20 protein-coding genes are annotated in these 19,002 nt (G+C 69.0%); 7 read left to right on the plus strand and 13 right to left on the minus strand.

From position 1 onward, the window contains the following. Positions 1–15: 15 nt before the first annotated feature. The 4 genes from ACIRF9_RS36330 to ACIRF9_RS36345 all read right to left on the minus strand — a co-directional run bounded on the left by ACIRF9_RS36330 (position 16) and on the right by ACIRF9_RS36345 (position 4,588). Positions 16–243, minus strand: coding sequence for a DUF6458 family protein (locus tag ACIRF9_RS36330; RefSeq protein WP_067255294.1), 228 nt, complete (start codon positions 241–243; stop codon positions 16–18). A gap of 74 nt (positions 244–317) precedes the next feature. Then, a complete protein-coding gene (locus ACIRF9_RS36335) occupies positions 318–1,616 on the minus strand; it encodes a M18 family aminopeptidase (RefSeq protein WP_403831186.1) in 1,299 nt (432 codons plus the stop codon). A 169-nt stretch (positions 1,617–1,785) separates the two neighbouring features. Continuing rightward, complete coding sequence (locus tag ACIRF9_RS36340; RefSeq protein ID WP_403831188.1) at positions 1,786–3,627, minus strand: acyl-CoA dehydrogenase; 1,842 nt, start codon at positions 3,625–3,627, stop codon at positions 1,786–1,788. A 130-nt stretch (positions 3,628–3,757) separates the two neighbouring features. Next, positions 3,758–4,588, minus strand: coding sequence for an intradiol ring-cleavage dioxygenase (locus tag ACIRF9_RS36345; protein WP_403831191.1), 831 nt, complete (start codon positions 4,586–4,588; stop codon positions 3,758–3,760). A gap of 220 nt (positions 4,589–4,808) precedes the next feature. Here ACIRF9_RS36345 and ACIRF9_RS36350 point away from each other — a divergent pair, with 220 nt between their 5' ends. The 3 genes from ACIRF9_RS36350 (at position 4,809) to ACIRF9_RS36360 (ending at position 8,503) form a co-directional block, all read left to right on the plus strand. Next, positions 4,809–5,276: an SseB family protein gene (locus ACIRF9_RS36350; protein WP_403831194.1), complete on the plus strand. Its 468-nt coding sequence runs from the start codon at positions 4,809–4,811 to the stop codon at positions 5,274–5,276. A 183-nt stretch (positions 5,277–5,459) separates the two neighbouring features. Next, positions 5,460–7,400 (plus strand): Ig-like domain repeat protein, encoded by a 1,941-nt coding sequence (locus ACIRF9_RS36355; RefSeq protein ID WP_403831197.1) that lies wholly within the window; start codon positions 5,460–5,462, stop codon positions 7,398–7,400. 122 nt (positions 7,401–7,522) lie between these two features. Beyond that, complete coding sequence (locus tag ACIRF9_RS36360; protein WP_403831199.1) at positions 7,523–8,503, plus strand: pirin family protein; 981 nt, start codon at positions 7,523–7,525, stop codon at positions 8,501–8,503. 53 nt (positions 8,504–8,556) lie between these two features. On the opposite strand, the gene ACIRF9_RS36365 is transcribed toward ACIRF9_RS36360, so the two are convergent. From ACIRF9_RS36365 to ACIRF9_RS36375, 3 genes are all read right to left on the minus strand, one after another. After that, the gene (locus ACIRF9_RS36365; protein WP_403831202.1) at positions 8,557–9,480 is read right to left on the minus strand and encodes an RNA polymerase sigma-70 factor; all 924 of its coding nucleotides are present in this window, start codon (positions 9,478–9,480) and stop codon (positions 8,557–8,559) included. Positions 9,481–9,489: 9 nt separating this feature from the next. Continuing rightward, entirely contained in the window at positions 9,490–9,963 is a 474-nt protein-coding gene (locus ACIRF9_RS36370) for a carboxymuconolactone decarboxylase family protein (protein ID WP_403831204.1), read from the minus strand. Positions 9,964–10,079: 116 nt separating this feature from the next. Next, on the minus strand, positions 10,080–10,430 hold the full coding sequence (locus ACIRF9_RS36375; protein ID WP_403831207.1) for a hypothetical protein: 351 nt from the start codon (positions 10,428–10,430) through the stop codon (positions 10,080–10,082). Positions 10,431–10,576: 146 nt separating this feature from the next. Between ACIRF9_RS36375 and ACIRF9_RS36380 the strand changes: the two genes are divergently transcribed. Continuing rightward, complete coding sequence (locus ACIRF9_RS36380; protein WP_403831293.1) at positions 10,577–11,485, plus strand: ADP-ribosylglycohydrolase family protein; 909 nt, start codon at positions 10,577–10,579, stop codon at positions 11,483–11,485. On the opposite strand, the gene ACIRF9_RS36385 is transcribed toward ACIRF9_RS36380, so the two are convergent. Together ACIRF9_RS36385 and ACIRF9_RS36390 are read right to left on the minus strand one after the other, a co-directional pair. Then, positions 11,457–11,636, minus strand: a complete 180-nt coding sequence (locus ACIRF9_RS36385; protein WP_403831210.1) for a DUF397 domain-containing protein — start codon at positions 11,634–11,636, stop codon at positions 11,457–11,459. The genes ACIRF9_RS36380 and ACIRF9_RS36385 overlap by 29 nt on opposite strands. A 3-nt stretch (positions 11,637–11,639) precedes the next feature. Beyond that, positions 11,640–12,506: a helix-turn-helix transcriptional regulator gene (locus ACIRF9_RS36390; RefSeq protein ID WP_403831295.1), complete on the minus strand. Its 867-nt coding sequence runs from the start codon at positions 12,504–12,506 to the stop codon at positions 11,640–11,642. Between the two features lie 176 nt (positions 12,507–12,682). Between ACIRF9_RS36390 and ACIRF9_RS36395 the strand changes: the two genes are divergently transcribed. The 3 genes from ACIRF9_RS36395 (at position 12,683) to ACIRF9_RS36405 (ending at position 14,380) form a co-directional block, all read left to right on the plus strand. Beyond that, a complete protein-coding gene (locus ACIRF9_RS36395; RefSeq protein WP_403831212.1) occupies positions 12,683–13,111 on the plus strand; it encodes an ATP-binding protein in 429 nt (142 codons plus the stop codon). Positions 13,112–13,214: 103 nt separating this feature from the next. Beyond that, the gene (locus ACIRF9_RS36400; RefSeq protein WP_403831214.1) at positions 13,215–14,078 is read left to right on the plus strand and encodes a hypothetical protein; all 864 of its coding nucleotides are present in this window, start codon (positions 13,215–13,217) and stop codon (positions 14,076–14,078) included. Further along, a complete protein-coding gene (locus ACIRF9_RS36405) occupies positions 14,078–14,380 on the plus strand; it encodes a hypothetical protein (protein ID WP_403831216.1) in 303 nt (100 codons plus the stop codon). Before ACIRF9_RS36400 ends, ACIRF9_RS36405 begins: the two co-directional genes overlap by 1 nt. Here ACIRF9_RS36405 and ACIRF9_RS36410 read toward each other — a convergent pair. From ACIRF9_RS36410 to aspS, 4 genes are all read right to left on the minus strand, one after another. Further along, positions 14,367–14,762 carry a hypothetical protein gene (locus ACIRF9_RS36410; protein WP_403831218.1) on the minus strand — a complete coding sequence of 132 codons (396 nt, stop codon included), beginning with the start codon at positions 14,760–14,762 and terminating at the stop codon, positions 14,367–14,369. The genes ACIRF9_RS36405 and ACIRF9_RS36410 overlap by 14 nt on opposite strands. A gap of 215 nt (positions 14,763–14,977) precedes the next feature. Further along, on the minus strand, positions 14,978–15,940 hold the full coding sequence (locus ACIRF9_RS36415) for an intradiol ring-cleavage dioxygenase (RefSeq protein WP_403831220.1): 963 nt from the start codon (positions 15,938–15,940) through the stop codon (positions 14,978–14,980). A 105-nt stretch (positions 15,941–16,045) separates the two neighbouring features. Beyond that, the gene (locus ACIRF9_RS36420; RefSeq protein ID WP_403831222.1) at positions 16,046–16,993 is read right to left on the minus strand and encodes an intradiol ring-cleavage dioxygenase; all 948 of its coding nucleotides are present in this window, start codon (positions 16,991–16,993) and stop codon (positions 16,046–16,048) included. Positions 16,994–17,141: 148 nt separating this feature from the next. Continuing rightward, entirely contained in the window at positions 17,142–18,905 is a 1,764-nt protein-coding gene (aspS, locus tag ACIRF9_RS36425; RefSeq protein ID WP_403831225.1) for an aspartate--tRNA ligase, read from the minus strand. Between the last annotated feature and the right edge of the window lie 97 nt (positions 18,906–19,002).

Genomic DNA, 19,002 nt, shown 5'->3' on the forward strand with positions numbered 1-19,002 from the left:
CTTCGTGATGAGGTGTCAGAAAGGGGGTTCCCTGCGCCGGTCGTCCTCGACCACGGTGGTGGGCGGCGGTACCACCACGCGCCGGCGCCGGGCGATGCTGCTGAACGTCGTCACGCCGATCAGCCCGACGATCATCAGGATGACGCCGACCAGGTCGAGGTTGACCCCCTGCATGTCCCAGTCGGTCGCGAAGGTCAGGATCGCTCCCACGGCGATGAGGATGATGCACCCGCCGAGGCCCATGAGTGTCGCCTCCCTGTACGGTCCGGTGTTTCCGGTCTCCGTTCCGCACCGGCGGGTACCCCCCGTCCCGTGAACTACCCCTCCAGGAACGCCACCAGCGCGTTGGCCAGCAGATACGGGTCGGCGTCACCGCACAACTCGCGGGCGCTGTGCATCGACAGGATCGCCACGCCGATGTCGACGGTCCGGATCCCGTGCCGGGCCGCGGTGATGGGGCCGATGGTCGTGCCGCACGGCATGGAGTTGTTGGAGACGAAGGACTGGAACGGGACGTCCGCCTTCTCGCAGGCGGCGGCGAACACCGCGCGGCCCGTACCGTCCGTGGCGTAGCGGTTGTTGACGTTGACCTTGAGGATCGGGCCGCCGTTGACGCGCGGGTGGTGCGTCGGGTCGTGCCGCTCCGCGTAGTTGGGGTGGACCGCGTGGCCCGTGTCGGAGGACAGGCACACCGTGCCCGCGAAGGCTCTCGCCCGGTCCTCGTACGATCCACCGCGCGCCAGCACCGAACGCTCCAGCACACTGCCGAGCAGCGGCCCGTCCGCGCCGGTGTCGGACTGCGAGCCGTTCTCCTCGTGGTCGAAGGCGGCGAGCACGGGGATGCAGGGGAGTCCGGCGCCGCTGGTCGCGACGGCCGTCAGGGCCGCCGTACCGGCGTGCACGGACAGCAGGTTGTCCATGCGCGGCCCGGCCACCAGCTCCTGGTCGCGGCCCAGGTAGGCGGGCGGCTCCACGGAGTGCGTCATCAGGTCCCAGCCGGTGACCTCGCCCGCGGGGATCCCCGACTCCTCCTCCAGGAAGGCGATGAGGTCGCCGTCGCGTACGTCGCTGCCGAGGCCCCAGACCGGCTGGAGGTGGCGCTGCTTGTCGAGCTTGAGGCCGTCGGTGTTGACCGCCCGGTCGAGGTGGATGGCGAGCTGGGGGACGCGCAGCAGCGGCCGGCTCACGTCGACCAGGCGCGTCGAGCCGTCCCGCAGGGTGAGTCGGCCCGCGATGCCCAGGTCGCGGTCGAGCCAGGAGTTGAGCAGCGGTCCGCCGTAGATCTCCACGGCGACCTGGCGCCAGCCGTGGGCCCCGGTGTCGGGCAGCGGCTTGACGCGCAGGTTGGGGGAGTCGGTGTGCGCGCCGACGATCCGGAAGGGGGTGTGCGGTGCGGCGCCCTCGGGGACGTACCAGGCCACGATCGCGCCCCCGCGCAGCACGTACTTGCCGCCGCTCGTCCCGTCCCAGGCGTCCGTCTCGGCGACCTGCCGGAAGCCTGCCTTCTCCAGCCGCGCGGCCGCGTTCGCGACGGCGTGGTACGGCGACGGGCTCACCGTGAGGAAGGACATGAGGTCGTCGGTGTGGCCGCGGTCGAAGCGGGAGGGTGCGCTCATGGGGTTCACCTTAACGACGTACGAAGGCCCGCTCCCGGTCGCGGGAACGGGCCCTCGTGAGGACGGTGTGGAGGGTCAGGGCCGGACAGGCGGCCCTGCCGGGTGGGGGGACCGGGGCGGCATTCCTAGCATGCCTCGCCGGTCCCGCGCACGCCGACGGCTCAGAACGTCAGAAAGCCGACTCGTCCAGCTCCATCAGGTCGAGCTCGACGCCCGCGGCGATCTTGCGGGCCAGGGTGACGCCGGGCAGGACGTTGGCCGCGAAGAACTTCGCCGCGGCGATCTTGCCGGTGTAGAAGGCCACATCCTTGGAGGACACAGCCTTGGCGGTGGCCGTCTCCAGCTTCTCGGCGGCGACCGCGGCACCCTTGAGCAGCAGGTAGCCGACGATCACGTCACCGGAGGCGAGCAGCAGACGGGTGGTGTTGAGGCCCACCTTGTAGATGTTCTTGACGTCCTGCTCGGTGGCCGCGAGGTCGGTCAGCATCAGGCCGACGATGGCCTCCAGCTCGACGGCGGCCTTGGCGAGGTGCTCGCGGGCCGAGGAGAGCTCCTCGCCGCCCGTGCCGAGGGCCAGGAACTTCTTGATGTCCTCGGCGAGCGAGTTCAGCGCGGCGCCCTGGTTGCGGACGATCTTCCGGAAGAAGTAGTCCTGGCCCTGGATCGCGGTGGTGCCCTCGTACAGGGTGTCGATCTTGGCGTCGCGGATGTACTGCTCGATCGGGTACTCCTGCAGGAAGCCGGAGCCGCCGAAGGTCTGCAGCGACTGGGCGAGCTGCTCGTAGCCCTTCTCGGAGCCGTAGCCCTTGACGATCGGCAGGAGCAGGTCGTTCAGCGCGTGCTCGGTCTTGGCGTCCTCGCCGGTGGCCTCCTTGACGGCGATCGCGTCCTGGACCGACGCCGTGTAGAGGACGAGGGCGCGCATGCCCTCCGCGTACGCCTTCTGCGTGATCAGCGAGCGGCGCACGTCGGGGTGGTGGGTGATGGTGACCTTGGGCGCGGACTTGTCCATGAAGTTCGCCAGGTCGGGGCCCTGGACGCGCTCCTTGGCGTACTCGAGGGCGTTGAGGTAGCCCGTCGACAGCGTGGAGATCGCCTTCGTGCCGACCATCATCCGCGCGAACTCGATGATCCGGAACATCTGGCGGATGCCGTCGTGCTTGTCGCCGATCAGCCAGCCCTTGGCGGGGTGCTGGTCGCCGAAGGTCATCTCGCAGGTGTTGGAGGCCTTCAGGCCCATCTTGTGCTCGACGTTGGTGGCGTAGACGCCGTTGCGCTCGCCCAGCTCGCCGGTCTCGAAGTCGAAGAGGTACTTCGGGACGAGGAAGAGGGACAGGCCCTTGGTGCCGGGGCCGGCGCCCTCGGGGCGGGCGAGGACGTAGTGGAGGATGTTCTCCTCCATGTCGTGCTCACCGGACGTGATGAAGCGCTTGACGCCCTCGATGTGCCAGGAGCCGTCCTCCTGCCGCACGGCCTTGGTGCGGCCGGCGCCGACGTCCGAGCCGGCGTCCGGCTCGGTGAGGACCATGGTGGAGCCCCAGGTGCGCTCGACGGCGATCTGGGCGATCTTCTTCTGTACGTCGTTGCCCTCGTCGTGGAGGATGCCGGCGAACGCCGGGCCGGAGGAGTACATCCACACGGCCGGGTTCGAGCCGAGGATCAGCTCCGCGTACGACCAGATCAGCGACGGCGGGGCGGTGGTGCCGCCGATCGCCTCGGGCAGGCCCAGGCGCCAGTACTCCGAGTCCATGAAGGCCTTGTAGCTCTTCTTGAAGGACGCGGGGACCGGCGCCGTGTTGGTGGTGGGGTCGAAGACCGGGGGGTTGCGGTCGGCGTCGGCGAAGGACTCCGCCAGCTCGTTCTCCGCGAGCCGGGTCAGCTCCTCCAGGATGCTCTTGGCGGTCTCGGTGTCCATCTCCTCGAACGGGCCGGTGCCGTACAGCTTGTCGCGTCCCAGTACTTCGAAGAGGTTGAACTCGATGTCGCGGAGATTCGACTTGTAGTGCCCCATGGCGACGGCTCCGTAGAGAGATCGGCGAGGCACTTGGATCCTCGCGCCAGTTCACTTACCAACTAGTAGCTCCCGATGATGCTACCCGTCGGTAATAAGCCGCAACCCCGATCCGGTCATCTGTGACGGTTCACACCGGGACCGTGAGTGTGGCGGTGTACCCCTTGTCCACGCTCCCCTCCAGCGTCGCGAGCTGCTGGTCGTACCCGTCGCTGAAGATGTTGTCCGTCTCCAGGGAGAGCTGGGACAGGTTGCTCACGCTCTTGCTGTAGCCGTCCGTCGCGTACACGGTGTCGCACACGTCCTTCGGCAGCGCGAGCTGCGAGGTGTTCGTGATGGAGGAGGCGGCGGTGGCGTCCTCCAGGCTGCCGTAGACCTCGAAGTGGATGTGCGGCCAGCGGCCGGAGTAGCAGGCCGGGAAGATGGTCTTGAAGGTGACCTGGCCCTTGTCGTCGGTCTCCTGGACGCCCCGCAGGTAGTTCTCCTCGGTGACGCCGTCCGAATAGAGGGAGTAGTTGCCGTCCCGGTCGCAGTGCCAGAGGTAGACGGCGGCGCCCTCCTTCGGCGTCCCGCAGCCCGAGGCGGCGTCCACGACCGTGAGCGTGACCGTCAGCGGGACGCCTTCGGCGGTGCCGCCCGCCGAGTCGCCGAAACTGGAGGTGATGTCGCTGCGCACGACACCGCTCTCCTTCAGGACGTTCACCCCGTTCGAGCCGTCGCCCGGGTAGGGGCCGGCGGTCTCGTTGGGGATCGTCGCGCACTCGGTCGAGGAGGAGGCCGTACCGGACGAGGAGGACGCCGCCGACGAGGAGGACGCCGTCTCCTCCTCGCCGCCCGCGCAGCCCACCAGCGGGACCAGGCCCGCCCCGGCGAGCAGGCGGATCATCCTGCGGCGGGCGAGGACGGGAAGGTCGTAGGAGAGCCCTCTGTCGTGCTCGTGGTCGTCGTGGTCGTGCGCCATGGTGGTGCCCCTTGCCTGTGAGGGTTGCCCGCGAGGGTGCGGTCGTCTGTGATGGTCCGGACTTTGCCGATCCGTGGTGCTTTCTTTGATGTGGGGACGCTATGGGCGTCCACTGTGGGATTCCAGGGTCAAACCTGTGAAGTGCCCATGTTTCGTACGGGACCCCGTACCGGACCCCGTACCGCCCCACCGGCCGGGCACTCTCGGTACGCTTGCGCCCATGTACGGCTACGACCAGAACATGGGTGCTCAGCAGCAGTACGCCCCGCCGCAGCAACAGCAGATGCCCGGCGGGTACGGGCAGCAGCCGCCCCTGTACCCCGAGCCGTCCCCGCCCTCCCTCGCGGACGCCGTCCGCGCCTTCACCACGGGGCAGATGGCCGCGGAGGACTTCCAGCAGGTCTTCGCGACCTCCAAGGTCTACTGCCCGCGCGGCGACAACCCCGGCTTCCTCGCCCTGCACAACACCCAGCAGCCGGTCATCCCGATGTTCAGCTCGCTCAAGGAGCTGCGCCGGTACGCGGGCAAGGAGTCCAAGTACTTCGTCATCACCGGCGCCGAGGTGATCGACCTGCTGCCGACCGGCTACGGCTTCGTCCTCGACATGGAGGGCGAGCACCGGATGGTGTTCGACGCGAAGGCGGTCGAGCAGATGGTCGAGTTCGCGATGCGCAGGATGTACGGCTGAGCCCTCGCCCGACGGCCTCCCCGGGGGAAATCCGCTCCCCGGTTGTCACAGGCATGCCATAGGGTGCCCTCAGGCAGCCGCGCCCCGTGCGCAACCGCTCTTCCGCGGTCGCGTCGGGTGCCGCGCGGCGCTCTCATCTACCCGGCGAACCCGGGTTTTCACTGGGGGTTCATCACTGTGCGCATGCGCAGCACTTCGGCCGCGACGGCTCTCGCGGTCCTCTTCAGCTCGGTCGCGCTGAGCGTCGCGGCGGCGGGGACCGCCTCGGCCGCCCCAGCCGTCCTCACCACGCCCGTCGGTCTCGTCGCGGACGGCCCGCTGGAGCGCGTGTTCGTCGCCGACCAGGCCAACGGCCGGATCCTGGCCACCGACTACAGCGGCACGCTGGTCGGCCTGAACGTCGGCTTCGGCGACGTCAGCGACCTGGCGCTGTCGGACGACGGTGCCACCCTGTACGCCGCCCTGCCGTCCAGCCACGCGATTGTGGCGCTGGACGCGGCCACCCTGAAGATCAACACGACGTACGACATCGGTGCCGGCGTCCAGCCGTACCAGGTCGCGTTCGCGGGCGGCAAGCTCTGGTTCTCGTACCGGACGACGGACGCGGACGGTTTCCACGGCGATCTCGGCTCGGTCGACCCGTCCGCCACCGACCCGGCTGCCGCGGTGACCCTGGCGCAGCTCCCCGAGACCGTCGCCCCGTACGACAACTCGGGCCTCCTGGACGCGGACCCGGCCACGCCCGGCCTGCTGACCTACGCCGGAACCGCCAACAGCGCGGGCGGGATCAACCTCCTCGACGTCTCGGGCGCCACCCCGCAGGTGGTCGCCAAGACCGACGGTCCGCGCTGGTCCGGCGACATCGACCTCGTGCCCGGCACCAGCCAGCTGCTGTGGAACGGCTACCGCAAGCTCTCCTACGCCGACGGCGCCTTCACGGAGGGCGCGGGTCTCAGCGAGACCGCCTGGTCGGGCGACGTCTCACCGAGCGGTTTGATCGCCACGGCCTACGACCGTCACGTCGACGTCTACAAGACGGGCGCGACCACGCCGGTGCGCCGCTTCGAGGCCGGCAGCTCGAGCATCGGCGAGGTGGCCTGGGCGCCGGACTCCTCCCGGGTGTTCGCCCTGGCCGGCAACGCGGACAACACCTACACCCTGAAGGCCTTCACCGGCCCGGCGCTGAGCGTGCCGACCCTCACGGTCAACGCCCCGTCCTCCGCGACCCGGGCCAAGAAGCTCACCGTCACCGGCAAGATCACGGCGAACGTGCCGCTGCCGACGGGCGCCAAGCTCGCGGTCACCCGCACCGACCTCGACAGCCCCAGCGGCAAGGCGCTCGCCGCCGTCACGGTCAAGGCGGACGGCACGTACTCCTTCACCGACACCCCGCCGGCCGGCGGCACGGTCACCTACAAGGTGACCTACGCGGGCGACGCCGAGCACACCGCGGTCTCCGCCTCCGACAAGGTGGCGGTGTCCCGCGCCTCGACGAGCCTGAGCCTGAACAACAACGGCAAGCTGTACAACTACGGCACCGACGTCAAGTTCACCGCGCATCTCGGCACGACGTACAAGAACCGCACGGTCGAGATCTGGGCCGACCCCTACGGCGGCGACAAGCCCAAGAAGCTGATCAAGAGGGGGACGGTCAACTCCAGCGGCAACATCGCCGCGTGGGTCGACATGACCCGGGACACGACCGTCACGGCGGTCTTCGCGGGCGACTCCCGCTACAAGCCGAAGACCGTCAAGGCCACGGCCTACGCGCGGGTCAAGATCTCCACCGCCGTCTCCAAGCACTACCGGACGGCGAAGATCGGCTCCATCTCGTACTACTGGTTCCACAAGAACACCGACCCGCTGATCACGACGACCATGACCTACTACCCGGGCCGTCAGCAGCGCTTCGACCTGCAGGTCTACTACCAGGGTTCGTGGTACCCGGCCGACCCGTACTGGTTCCCGGTCGGTTCGAACGGCAAGTCCGCGGTGTCGCTCGAGGCGCCGGGTGAGGCGGGCTGGAAGCTCCGCGTCCGCTCGGTGTACGTCAACGGCTCGTCCGGCGACAACGTGAACTCGACGACGTACGGCGCCTGGAAGTACCTGTACTTCAGCAACTGATCCCCGCTCGTGGGACGGCGTGGGCCCGGAGGGAATGTCCTCCGGGCTTTCGTCGTTGGGGGTGGCAGAAAGTTCAACGCTCAACTAAACTGGGCCGCACGTCGCCCAAGGAGGTAGGGACCATGCCTGCAGTGACCGTCGAGAACCCGCTGACGCTGCCGCGTGTCGCCGCGTCGGCCGAGGCCGTGGCGCGTCCCGTGCTGGGCGTCACGACCGCGCCGAGCGGTTTCGAGGGCGAGGGCTTCCCGGTGCGCCGGGCGTTCGCGGGGATCCACTACCGCCACCTCGACCCGTTCATCATGATGGACCAGATGGGCGAGGTGGACTACGCGCCGGGAGAGCCCAAGGGCACCCCCTGGCACCCGCACCGCGGCTTCGAGACCGTCACCTACATCATCGACGGCATCTTCGACCACCAGGACTCCAACGGCGGCGGCGGCACCATCACCAACGGCGACACCCAGTGGATGACGGCCGGCTCCGGCCTCCTCCACATCGAGGCGCCGCCGGAGCACCTGGTGATGTCCGGCGGCCTGTTCCACGGCCTCCAGCTGTGGGTCAACCTCCCGGCCGAGGACAAGATGATGGCGCCGCGCTACCAGGACATCCGCGGCGGCAACGTCCAGCTCCTGACGACCCCGGACGGCGGCGCGCTGCTCCGCGTCATCGCCGGTGAACTGGACGGCCACGCGGGCCCCGGCATCACCCACACCCCCATCACGATGATCCACGCGACGCTCGCCCCCGGCGCGGAGCTCACCCTCCCCTGGCGGGAGGACTTCAACGGCCTGGCGTACGTCCTGGCGGGCAAGGGCTCGGTCGGCGCGGAACGCCGCCCGATCCACCTCGGCCAGACCGCCGTCTTCGGCGCGGGCTCCTCGCTGACCGTCCGCGCGGACGAGAAGCAGGACTCCCACACCCCGGACATGGAGGTCGTGCTGCTGGGCGGCCGCCCGATCCGCGAACCGATGGTCCACTACGGCCCGTTCGTCATGAACACCAAGGACGAGCTGATGCAGGCCTTCGAGGACTTCCAGAAGGGCCGCCTGGGGACGATCCCGGCGGTGCACGGGATGACGGAGGCGGGGCCGGAAGAAGCGTGAGGTTCCGGTGGAGCGATCCCGCGTGAGCGGGGTCGCCCCACCGAGCGCTGTTCTCACTCCGGCCGCCGACGCGCCCGCTTCACCTCGCGGTCCACGGCCCAGGCGTCGGCGACCGGCCCGAGGTGGCCGAGCTTGTCGGGGTTGATCACCGAGCGGATGGTCTGGATCCGCCCTTCGAGCATGTCGAGGGCGATGATGTGGAGGACCCTGCCGTCCCGGTCGCGGAAGATCGCGCCGGGCCGGCCGTTGATCTCGTGCTGCTCGAACGTCACGTCGACCCGGGCCAGCAGGGGGAAGACGGAGGCGAGCAGCCGGGCCACGTTCTCGGCGCCGATGACGGACCTGGCCAGCTGCGGGGCCTTGCCGCCGCCGTCGCCGGCCATCGACACGTCGGCGGCGAGCAGCTTCCGCAGCCCGTCCACGTCGCCTTCGCGGAGGGCGTCGAAGAACCGCGTCGCCAGCTCCTGCCGCTCCTGACGGTCCGCGTCGAACCGTGGCCGCCCGGCCTGCATGTGCCGCCGCGCCCGCACCAGCAACTGCCGGCACGCCGCCTCCGTACGCCCCACCGCCACCGCGATCTCGTCGAAGCCGAAGGCGAACACCTCCCGCAGCACGAACACCGACCGCTCCAGCGGGCTCAGCCGTTCCAGGAGCAGCAGCGCCGCCATCGAGACCGAGTCGGCCAGCTCCGCCGCGCGTGCCGGGTCCTCGTACGGATCGCTCAGCAGCGGCTCGGGAAACCACGGTCCGACGTACTCCTCCCGCCGTACCCGTGCGGAGCGCAGCACGTCGATCGCGACACGGGTCACCGTGGCGGACAGAAACGCCTTGACCGACGTGGGCCGGGTCGGTGAGGCGTCGTAGCGCAGCCACGTCTCCTGCACCGCGTCCTCCGCCTCGCCCACGCTGCCCAGGATCCGGTAGGCGATCGAGAACAGCAGCGGGCGCAGGTCCTCGAACTCCTCGACCTTGCTCATGGGGTCTCCTCAGTGGAGCTGGCCGGGCTGGTAGTCGCCGGCCGGCTGCTGGGCGACGATGTTCAGCCGGTTTGCCGTGTTCATGAAGGAGACCAGTACCACGAGGGAGGTGAGTTGCTCCTCGTCGTGGTGCAGGGCCGCACGCGCCCAGACCTCGTCGCTGACCCCGCCGCCCCCGTCCGCGACCCGGGTCGCCTGCTCCGCCAGCTCCAGGGCCGACCGCTCGGCCTCCGTGAAGACCGTCGCCTCCCGCCACGCCGCCACCAGGTGCAGGCGCACCGCGGTCTCACCGGCCGCGGCGGCCTCCTTGGTGTGCATGTCGATGCAGACGGCGCATCCGTTGATCTGGCTCACGCGCAGCGCCACGAGCTCCTGCGTGGCGGCCGGCAGGGGTGACTCCTTGAGCACCTTGCCCGCCGCCATGAAGTGCTTGAGGGCCTTGCCGGCGGTCGGGCTGGCGAAGTAGTTCAGTCGCGCGTCCATCGTGTGCTCCTCGGCTGTCGTCGATGACTACATCCCCGAGACGAGACAGCGCGGCCCCCTGTGACATGGCGGGGGGTGTGACCCGCACCACGCGCACACGTGGTGCGGGTCGTGGGTCAGCGCAGGAAGACGACCGACCGCAGCGTGAGGCGGTCCGTGGCGGGGCGGCCGTGCGGGCGGAGGGTCCAGGAGTCGCCGGTGCAGTCGGGCTCGGTGAACACGATGGCGGTCTCGTCGGTGTCGTTGTGCGGGGCGAAGGCGGGCTGGGAGGAGCCCGGGTCGGCGGCTTCCGGGATCGTGACGCACTCACCGCTCGCCGGGTCGTGCAGGGCGGCCGACTGCGGCTGCCCGTCCAGCCCGACGAACTTGTAGCCGAAGTCGCCGGTCGCGGCCTGCGCGGGCGTGGACAGCAGGGCGGTGAGGGCGAGGGCACCGCAAACCGCGGTGACAGCGTGCCGAAGGCGCACGAAGATTCTCTTTCGTGAGGGGGGTCGGGTGATCGCCTGGACCCTTGCCTCCGGTCACGTTGCGTATGCGGGGAGCGGGCGCGGGAAGGTTTCTCCGTCACCCGTTCGGATGGGGGGATGACGTGAGTGCTGTGCGCCTGCGCCTGATGACCAGGAGCCTGGAGGGGCTGGTCGTGGGGGACGCCTTCGGCGACGGCTGGTTCCTGCGCTCGGAGGAGGACAGGGAGGGCCTGTGGGCGGCGCGGGAATTGCGCCCCGCTCCCTGGCTGTGGACGGACGACTCGGCGATGGCCCTCGTGCTGTGCGCGCACCTGGCGGGGCACGGGGAGGTCCTGGAGGACGACCTGGCACGGGAGTTCGCCGCCGCGTACGCGCGTGACCCGGACCGCGGATACGGCCCGTCGATGCACGGCGTGCTGCGGCGGATCGGGGAGGGCGAGTACTGGCGCGAGGTCACCACGGGCGCCTTCGGCGGGCAGGGTTCGCACGGCAACGGCGCGGCGATGCGGGTGGCTCCGCTGGGGGCGTGGTTCTACGACCGGCCGGCTTTCGCTGCCGCGCAGGCCTGGCTGACCGCGCTGACCACACACTCCCACCGTGAGGCCGTCGCCGGGGCGGTCGCGGTGGCGGTCGCCGCGTCACTGGCGGCGGGCGGTGCGGAGGAGGAGGCGCCGCCGCGCGCGGACTTCCTTCACTCCGTCATCCGGTACGTACCGAAGAGCGAGGTCCGCTCGGGGCTGGAGGTCGCTGCGGGCTTCCCCGCACGGACCTCGATCCGTCATGCGGCGTCGGTCCTCGGCTCGGGGGTCCGCCTCTCGGCCCAGGACACGGTCCCGTTCGCCCTCTGGTCGGCGGCCGGGCACCTGGACGACCTGCCCGAGGCGCTGTGGCAGACGGTCGGGGGGTGGGGCGACCGGGACACGACCTGCGCGATAGCGGGCGGCGTTGTCGCCGCCCGGACGGGGACGGGGGCCGTGCCGGTGGCTTGGCGGGAGGCCTGTGAGGAGATTCCGCCGTGGGGCGACTTCAGGGGCGCTCGGGATGGAGATGGGTGAGGAGCGCGGCGAGGGCGGTGGGGGCGAGGGAGAGTATTCGGGTGGGGTCGTCGCTCTCGCGGAGGAGGAGGTCGGTGTCGGTGGCGGCGAGTTCGAGGCACTCGTTGCCGTCGGCGCCGCCGGAGAACGAGGATTTTTGCCACTGAGTCACGCCTTACAGCTCCTTAGCTAGGCGGTGGATGAAGTCCCGGGACTTCGCGGCGGGTAGCGATGCCGACTTCACTTTACGAAAGAGCGTTCCCATCGTGTGTAGTTGCGACGGCTCATCGAGGAACGCAGTGCCGTAGGGCGTGTCCCGCTGCACTGTGTCCAGCGTTGCCACCGGGCCGCCCAGGTAGAGCAGCGCAGCGCTTGCTCCGGCGAAGCCGTCGGTGTCGAAGGGGATGACACGCACCGTGACGTTCGAGCGCTCCGACTGCCTCAGAAGTTCGCGCAGTTGCGCACGTGCGACGCTTCGGTCGGCTACGCGTGTACGCAGAACGGACTCGTGTATCACCGCCTCGTAGCCGACGGCTCTGTCCTGGGTGATGACGTTCTTGCGCCGCAGCCGATGCTCCACGCGGGGCTCCAACTCGCCCGCCATGAACTCGGGTACCCAGTACGAGAAAACCGCGCGAGCATAGTCCTCGGTCTGCAGTAGCCCCGGGACGTGTGAGGTGCCGACCACCTGAATGGAGCGAGCATGGTGCTCGAACTCCGCCAAGTCCAGGAACGTCGACGGAAGTACGCCTCGGTACTCCTCCCACCACCCAACGGTACGGTCCTTTGCCATGTCCACCAGCGCGTCGATCAACTCCGGGTCTGCACAGGCGTACTGAGCCGCCATTCCGCGCAGGCGCGCCTCACTCACCCCCGCGACACCCGACTCGATCTGGCTCATCGTCACCGAGATCGTGCCCAGCAGTTCCGCTGCCTGGCGTGCCGTCAAGCCGGCAGCCTCTCGCAGTCGGCGCAGCTCCCGCCCCAACCGCTGTTGCCTGGCTGTCGGTTGCTTCCGTGGCACCCGCGCCTCCGTTGTCATCACATTGGGTGACCAGACTACGACAAAGGGTTGCACGTACTAAATTTACTATCTACCGTCAGATGCGCCGCGCACCCTGCGAAACCGGGCCCGGCAGTGCATCGCCCCGTCATGCCATGACGGTGGTGACGGAGCCACTGGGCCGACCCCACCCCTCCTCCATCCAGGAGTCCCCCATGCCCGAATCCGAAGAAGGTCCCATCGTCTGGGAGTACGTCCTCTACATCCCCAATGACCCCCGGGCCGTCCGCATCTGCCGGCAGACCCTCCGCGCCGTCCTCGCCGCCCACGGCTTCCCCCACCTCACCGAGGCCGCCGAACTGCTGGCCACCGAGCTGATCACCAACGCGGTGCAGCACACCAAGGGCCCCGCCGCCATAAAACTCCGCGCGGAACACCGCACCCTCCGCATTGGCGTCTGGGACAACGACCCGACCCCGCCCCGCCCGTCCCGAGACACCTCCTGGGACGCGGAGACGGGTCGAGGGCTGGCGCTCGTGCAGGACTGCTCGGACCGGTGGGGCTGGGTCCAGCAGCCGGATCACAAGAATCTCGTCGGCGCCGGCAAATACATCTGGTGCGACCTGATCAGCGCCGCGGCGTGAACGTTCCTTCGTTCCTCGAAAGAGTGAACGCCTCGAATTGGCCCGACAATCGGCCCCTTGATCGACCTAGGTTGCGTACATGGTCACATCGGCTCACGAAGGAATGCACCGCATCTTCCAGGAGCGGCCCGAGATCCTGAATCCAGTGTTCAGCGTGCTCGGTATCGAATTACCTGAAAAGGCGACCGTGGACGTGATCACCACAGACGTGACGGAGACGAGGCCTCTGGAACGGCGTGTCGACACGCTTCTGCGCATCGGCCCGTCCGACGGGGAGGACTTCCTGCTCGCCATTGAGGCGCAGGAGCGAAAGGACGTGAAGAAGGAGTCCAGCTGGGCCTACTACATCGCCTATCTCCAGGCGAAGTACGGGCTGCCCGTGCTGCTGCTCGTGGTCTGCCGCAACGCGCCCACGGCCAAGTGGGCCGTCGGCCCCTTCAACTGCGGAGCCCGTGGCTGGACCGTCCAGCAGACACGCCCCATGGTCGCCGGACCGCACAACCTTCCCGTGATCACCGACGCCCGCACCGTGTCGGAGAAGCCCGCACTGGCGGCGCTGTGCGCCCTGGCACACGCCAACGGCCCGCACATGGACGCCATACTGAATGCGATGGGCCGTGCGCTCGAGCCGATGGACGGGAAAGCATCCAGCTACGTCTACCAGTTCCTGGAGATCACTCTGGGGAACAGCCCTGCTGGGCGAAAGTGGAGGAAGATCATGAGTTTCGTCAACTACTTCCCAGGCCAGGGCACGCTTCTGGAAAAGGCGCTTCTCGAAGGAGAGGCCAGGGGCGAGGCCAGGGGCATCCTTCGTGTCCTGGAGGTGCGTGGTCTCGAGATCTCCGACGAGGTCCGCGAACACATCACCGCCTGCGCCGACCTCGACAACCTCAACGACTGGCTGGAGCGGGCCGGCACCGTTTCGCGTGCGGAGGACCTGTTCGTCGAAGCAGAGGAAGAAGCCTGATGCCCTTCTTCATCAGCAGTCACTTTCCGGGCAGTCGCACCGTCGTGGAAACACGGTATCTCGAGGGCTGGGTGGACGGCTGGGAAGAGGCCACACCGCCCCATGTCACGACACAGACTGCCGTGGCCCAGTGGCGGGCCGAAGGAGTCCTGCAGGTGCTGGAGAAGCGCCTGATTCGCGTGACCGACAGCGACTCCCTGCGCATCGCGCAGTGTGCTGACCCCGATACGCAGGTGCACTGGCTCAAGTCCGCAATCCTGTGCGACACCGTGGACGACTTGTTCCGCCCTATCGAGAGGTAGCCGCGAAGGCAGGAGTCGGGGCAGGGGGCGAGTCGGTGCCCAGGCCCGCGCGAGCCACCCGAAGGTGGTCCAGGCCCTCCCTCGCCAGCCGGGTCACCTCCGCATAGTCCGCCGCCGTACGCGCCTCGGACAGTCGCGTCCGCGCCTCGCGCTGACATTCCGCCGCTCGCGTCAGGGCGCGGCCCGTCTCGGCGTTCGCCGTCGACCAGGCGCGCGCGTTCGGGGGAACCAGGCCGCCCGTCAGGCGTACGAGGGCGTGGTTGGCCTCCGCCTCCGCGTCGAGGTCGGACGGGGAGCGGGTCCGCTGGGCCCGGCGTTGGGCGATCACTCCCACCACCGCGCCGGTGATCAGCAGTATCGAGAGCGTGATCGCGAATGCCATGGCCCGTTCCTCCCTTGTCCGCCGACCCTCGTCGGCTCCCTCCTCCTCTATGAGAAGACAGGCCGCTGTGATCACCCCCCGGGATTCCTGTGTGGTGCCGGTGAGGTTTCCAAGGGGGTGGACAAGAGGGGCGGATGGAAAGGAAGAGCAGGACAGGGCAGGCCCGGCCACTGCCGGCCGGCGTCTGCGGCAGTGACCGGGAGGGTGAGGGGGCGTCAGGTCGCCGAGGGGGAGGCGGAGGCGCTCGGCTGGGGTGGGGCGCCCTGGCCGTCATTGGTCGCGGCAGGGTCGACGCCCACCGTCAGCGTCGCGCGTACGCCCTTCGTGATGTCCCGCTTGTCGTAGCGGAGCTTGAGGAGGCCGCCCGCGGCGCCGCTCTGGTCGTAGATCGTGTCCTCGGTGAGGAGGGTGCGTTCGGCGGTGTTGGAGGCGTACGGCTCCACCGACTCGGTGGCCACCACCGACTCCTCGTCGAAGAAGAACTGGCCGGTGTGGCAGGTGTGCCCGCCCTCGTAGCCGGCGTCGGTCCACTCGCCGTCCACGTGGACCTTGGTGTGGATGTGAACGCAGCGGCCGCGGTACCAGCCGGGGAAGACCGTCCTGAAGGTGACGTGGCCGTGGCGGTCCGTCTTCCAGGTGCCGCGGAGGTAGCGGGTGTCGTCGGTCGGTTCCTGGTGGCCGCCCGGGTTGCCGGACGGGGGTGCGCCCGTCGGGGCGTCGGTGGGGGGCTCACCCGTCGGGGCGGGGCCGCCTCCGCCTCCGCCGTTGCCCATGTCCTCGTAGCCGGAGTAGACGCCCACCGCGTCGCAGTGCCAGATGTCGACGGCCGCGTTCCGGATGGGCCGGCAGGTCTCGGTGTCGATCACCTTGAGGCTGAGGAGGAGGGGGATGCCCTCGCGGTCCTCCGTGACGTCCCGGCGGATCTTGTCGGCGTCGATGTAGTAGGGGCCCTCGACCGTCTCCGAGGTGAGGAGGTAGCAGTCCTCGGGGAGCTTGCCCTTCGGGGTCGGGGTTCTCTCTCCCGCCGCCGCGTCGACGGCGAGCGCACCGCCGCCGAGTCCCGCGACGGCGAGTGCGCCGGCGCCGACAGCGACGACCCGACGGCGCGTCAGATCCGTCTGGGATTGGGTCAGTTGGGGTTCCTGTGGGTCCTGTGGTTCCTGTGTCTGTCCCGTCATGGACATGAAAAGTAGGTAGGAAGCCTGTCAGCAAGCTGAGAAAAGGCCCCCTTTCGCACTCCCGCGCGAAAGGGGGCCGGAAATCGACCTACGGAGGATCGATGGTCAGCTGGTGCCTTCGTTGGTCTCGTCGGGGGCGACGCCCATCGTGAGGGAGGCGATGACGCCCTTGGCGATGTTCTTCTTGTTGTACTTCAGCTTCAGCAGGCCACCCGTCGTACCGCTCTGGTCGTAGATGGTGTCCTCGGTCAGCGTCGTCCGCGTGGTGGTGCTCGTCGAGTACGGGTCGACCTCCTCGGTGAGGAGTACGGCCTCCTCCGCGAAGAAGAACTGGCCGGTGTGGCAGGTGTGCCCGCCCTCGTAGCCGGCGTCGGTCCACTCGCCGTCCACGTGCACCTTGGTGTGGATGTGGACGCAGCGGCCCTGGTACCAGCCGGGGAAGATGGTGGTGAAGGTGACCTGGCCGTGCTTGTCGGTCTTCCAGGTGCCGCGCAGATAGCGGGTGTCGCTGGTGGGCTCCTCGTGGCCGCCACCGCCGCCCGTGCCTCCGGACGGGGGCTCACCGGTCGGCGTGCCGGTGGGGACGTCCGTGGGGGTGCCGGAGGGCGCGTCCGTGGGGGCCGTGCCGCCGCCCTGGGAGAAGGACTCGTAGCCCGAGTAGAGGCCGAGCGCGTCGCAGTGCCAGACGTCGACGGCCGCGTTGCGGATGGGCTTGCAGGTCTCGGCGTCGATCACCTTGAGCTTGAGGGTGAGGGGGATGCCCTCCTTGTCCTCGGTGATGTCCTGACGCAGCTTGTCGGCGTCGATGTAGTACGGCCCCTCGGTGGTCTCCGAGGTGAGCTTGTAACAGGTCTCCGCCGTGCTCGACGCGGAGGCGCTGCTCGTCGCCTCGCTCGCCTCGTCGGCGGAGGCGGTCATGGCCAGCGCGCCGGCCGCGCTGACGCCGACCACGGCCGCGCCGCCCGCGACGACGACCTTACGGCGCGTCATGTTCCGCTTGTGGGCCGGTCCTTGGGTGTTCTGCGTGCTCTGTTCTTCGGTGTTTCCCGTCATGCCCCGGACGTTAGGTAAGAAGGCTGTTCCTACCCTCGGTGGTGACTGTGGGTTCCTGAGAAACCTGAAGCCTTCGGCCACCGATCGGCCCCCGAAACGGGAAAAGGGGCGGGAAACCGACCTCGGTTCCCGCCCCTTTTCAGCCGGGCTACTTCGGCTGCGGCTTGCGCACCGACAGGTGCAGCTCCCTCAGCCGAGCCTCCTCCAGCTCCGTCGGCGCGCCCATCATCAGGTCCTGGGCGTTGCCGTTGAGCGGGAACGCGATCGTCTCGCGGATGTTCGGCTCGTCCGCGAGGAGCATGACGATGCGGTCGACGCCGGGCGCGATGCCACCGTGCGGCGGGGCGCCGAAGCGGAACGCGCGCAGCATGCCCGCGAACTTCTCCTCGACGGTCTCCCGGTCGTAGCCCGCGATCTCGAACGCCTTGAGCATGATCTCCGGCTCGTGGTTCCGGATCGCGCCGGAGGACAGCTCGACGCCGTTGCAGACGATGTCGTACTGCCAGCCCAGGATGTCCAGCGGGTCCTGGGTCTGGAGGGCCTCCAGGCCGCCCTGCGGCATGGAGAACGGGTTGTGCGAGAAGTCGATCGCGCCGGTGTCCTCGTCCTTCTCGTACATCGGGAAGTCGACGATCCAGCAGAAGCGGAAGACGCCGTCCTCGAACTGGCCGGCCCGCTTGGCGGCCTCGACGCGCACCGCGCCCATGATCTTCGAGACCTCGTCGAACTCGCCCGCGCCGAAGAACACGGCGTGACCGGCGGCCAGCGACAGACGCTTGGTCAGCTCGGCGACGTTCTCCTCGGTGAGGAACTTGGCGATCGGGCCGGTCAGTGAACCGTCCTCGGCGACCCGGACCCAGGCCAGACCCTTGGCGCCCAGCGAGATCGCGTACTCGCCGAGCTGGTCGAAGAACTTGCGGGGCTGGTCCTGGACGGCCGGCACGGGCAGCGCACGCACGTGCTTGCCGGCGAAGGCCTTGAACTCCGAGCCCTCGAAGACGTCGGTGATGTCGACGAGCTCCAGCTGGGCCCGCAGGTCCGGCTTGTCGGAGCCGTACTTCAGCATCGCCTCGCGGAACGGGATGCGGGGGAAGGGAGAGGTGACGTGGCGGCCGCCGCCGAACTCCTCGAACAGCTCGGTCATCAGCTGCTCGATCGGACGGAAGACATCCTCCTGCTCGACGAAGCTCATCTCGACGTCGAGCTGGTAGAACTCGCCCGGCGAACGGTCCGCGCGCGCGTCCTCGTCACGGAAACAGGGCGCGATCTGGAAGTAGCGGTCGAAGCCCGAGATCATCAGCAGCTGCTTGAACTGCTGCGGCGCCTGCGGGAGGGCGTAGAACTTGCCCGGGTTCAGACGGGAGGGGACCACGAAGTCGCGCGCGCCCTCGGGGGAGGTCGCGGACAGGATCGGGGTCGCCATCTCGTTGAAGCCCAGCGCCGTCATCTTGTGACGGATCGCCGAGATGACCGCCGTACGCAGCATGATGTTGCGGTGCATGCGCTCGCGGCGCAGGTCCAGGAAGCGGTACTCCAGGCGCCGCTCCTCGTTGACCCCGTCCTCGGTGTTGATCGTGAAGGGCAGCGGCTGGGCGGCGCCGAGCAGCTCGACCTCGCCCACCTCGACCTCGACCTCACCGGTCGGCAGGTCCGCGTTGACGTTCTCCGCGCCACGCGAGACGACCTTGCCGTCGACCCGGACCGTCGACTCCTTGGTCAGCTTGTCCAGCGCCTCGTACGCGGGCGTGCCGGGACGGGCGACGAGCTGCGTGATGCCGTAGTGGTCGCGCAGATCGATGAAGAGGATGCCGCCCAGGTCGCGCCGATTGTGCAGCCAGCCACTCAGCCGGACGTCGGTGCCGACGTCAGAGGAGCGGAGCTCGCCGCAGGTGTGGGACCTGTACCGATGCATCGTCGTTCATCCAGCCTTCGCGGATAGGGAGCACGTTTCACGTGAAACAACCCCCAGCGTACCGGGCGGCCCAAGATCGCCTCCCCTCATTACCCGG

Source organism: Streptomyces sp. NPDC096132 (assembly GCF_044763345.1).
GTDB lineage: Bacteria > Actinomycetota > Actinomycetes > Streptomycetales > Streptomycetaceae > Streptomyces.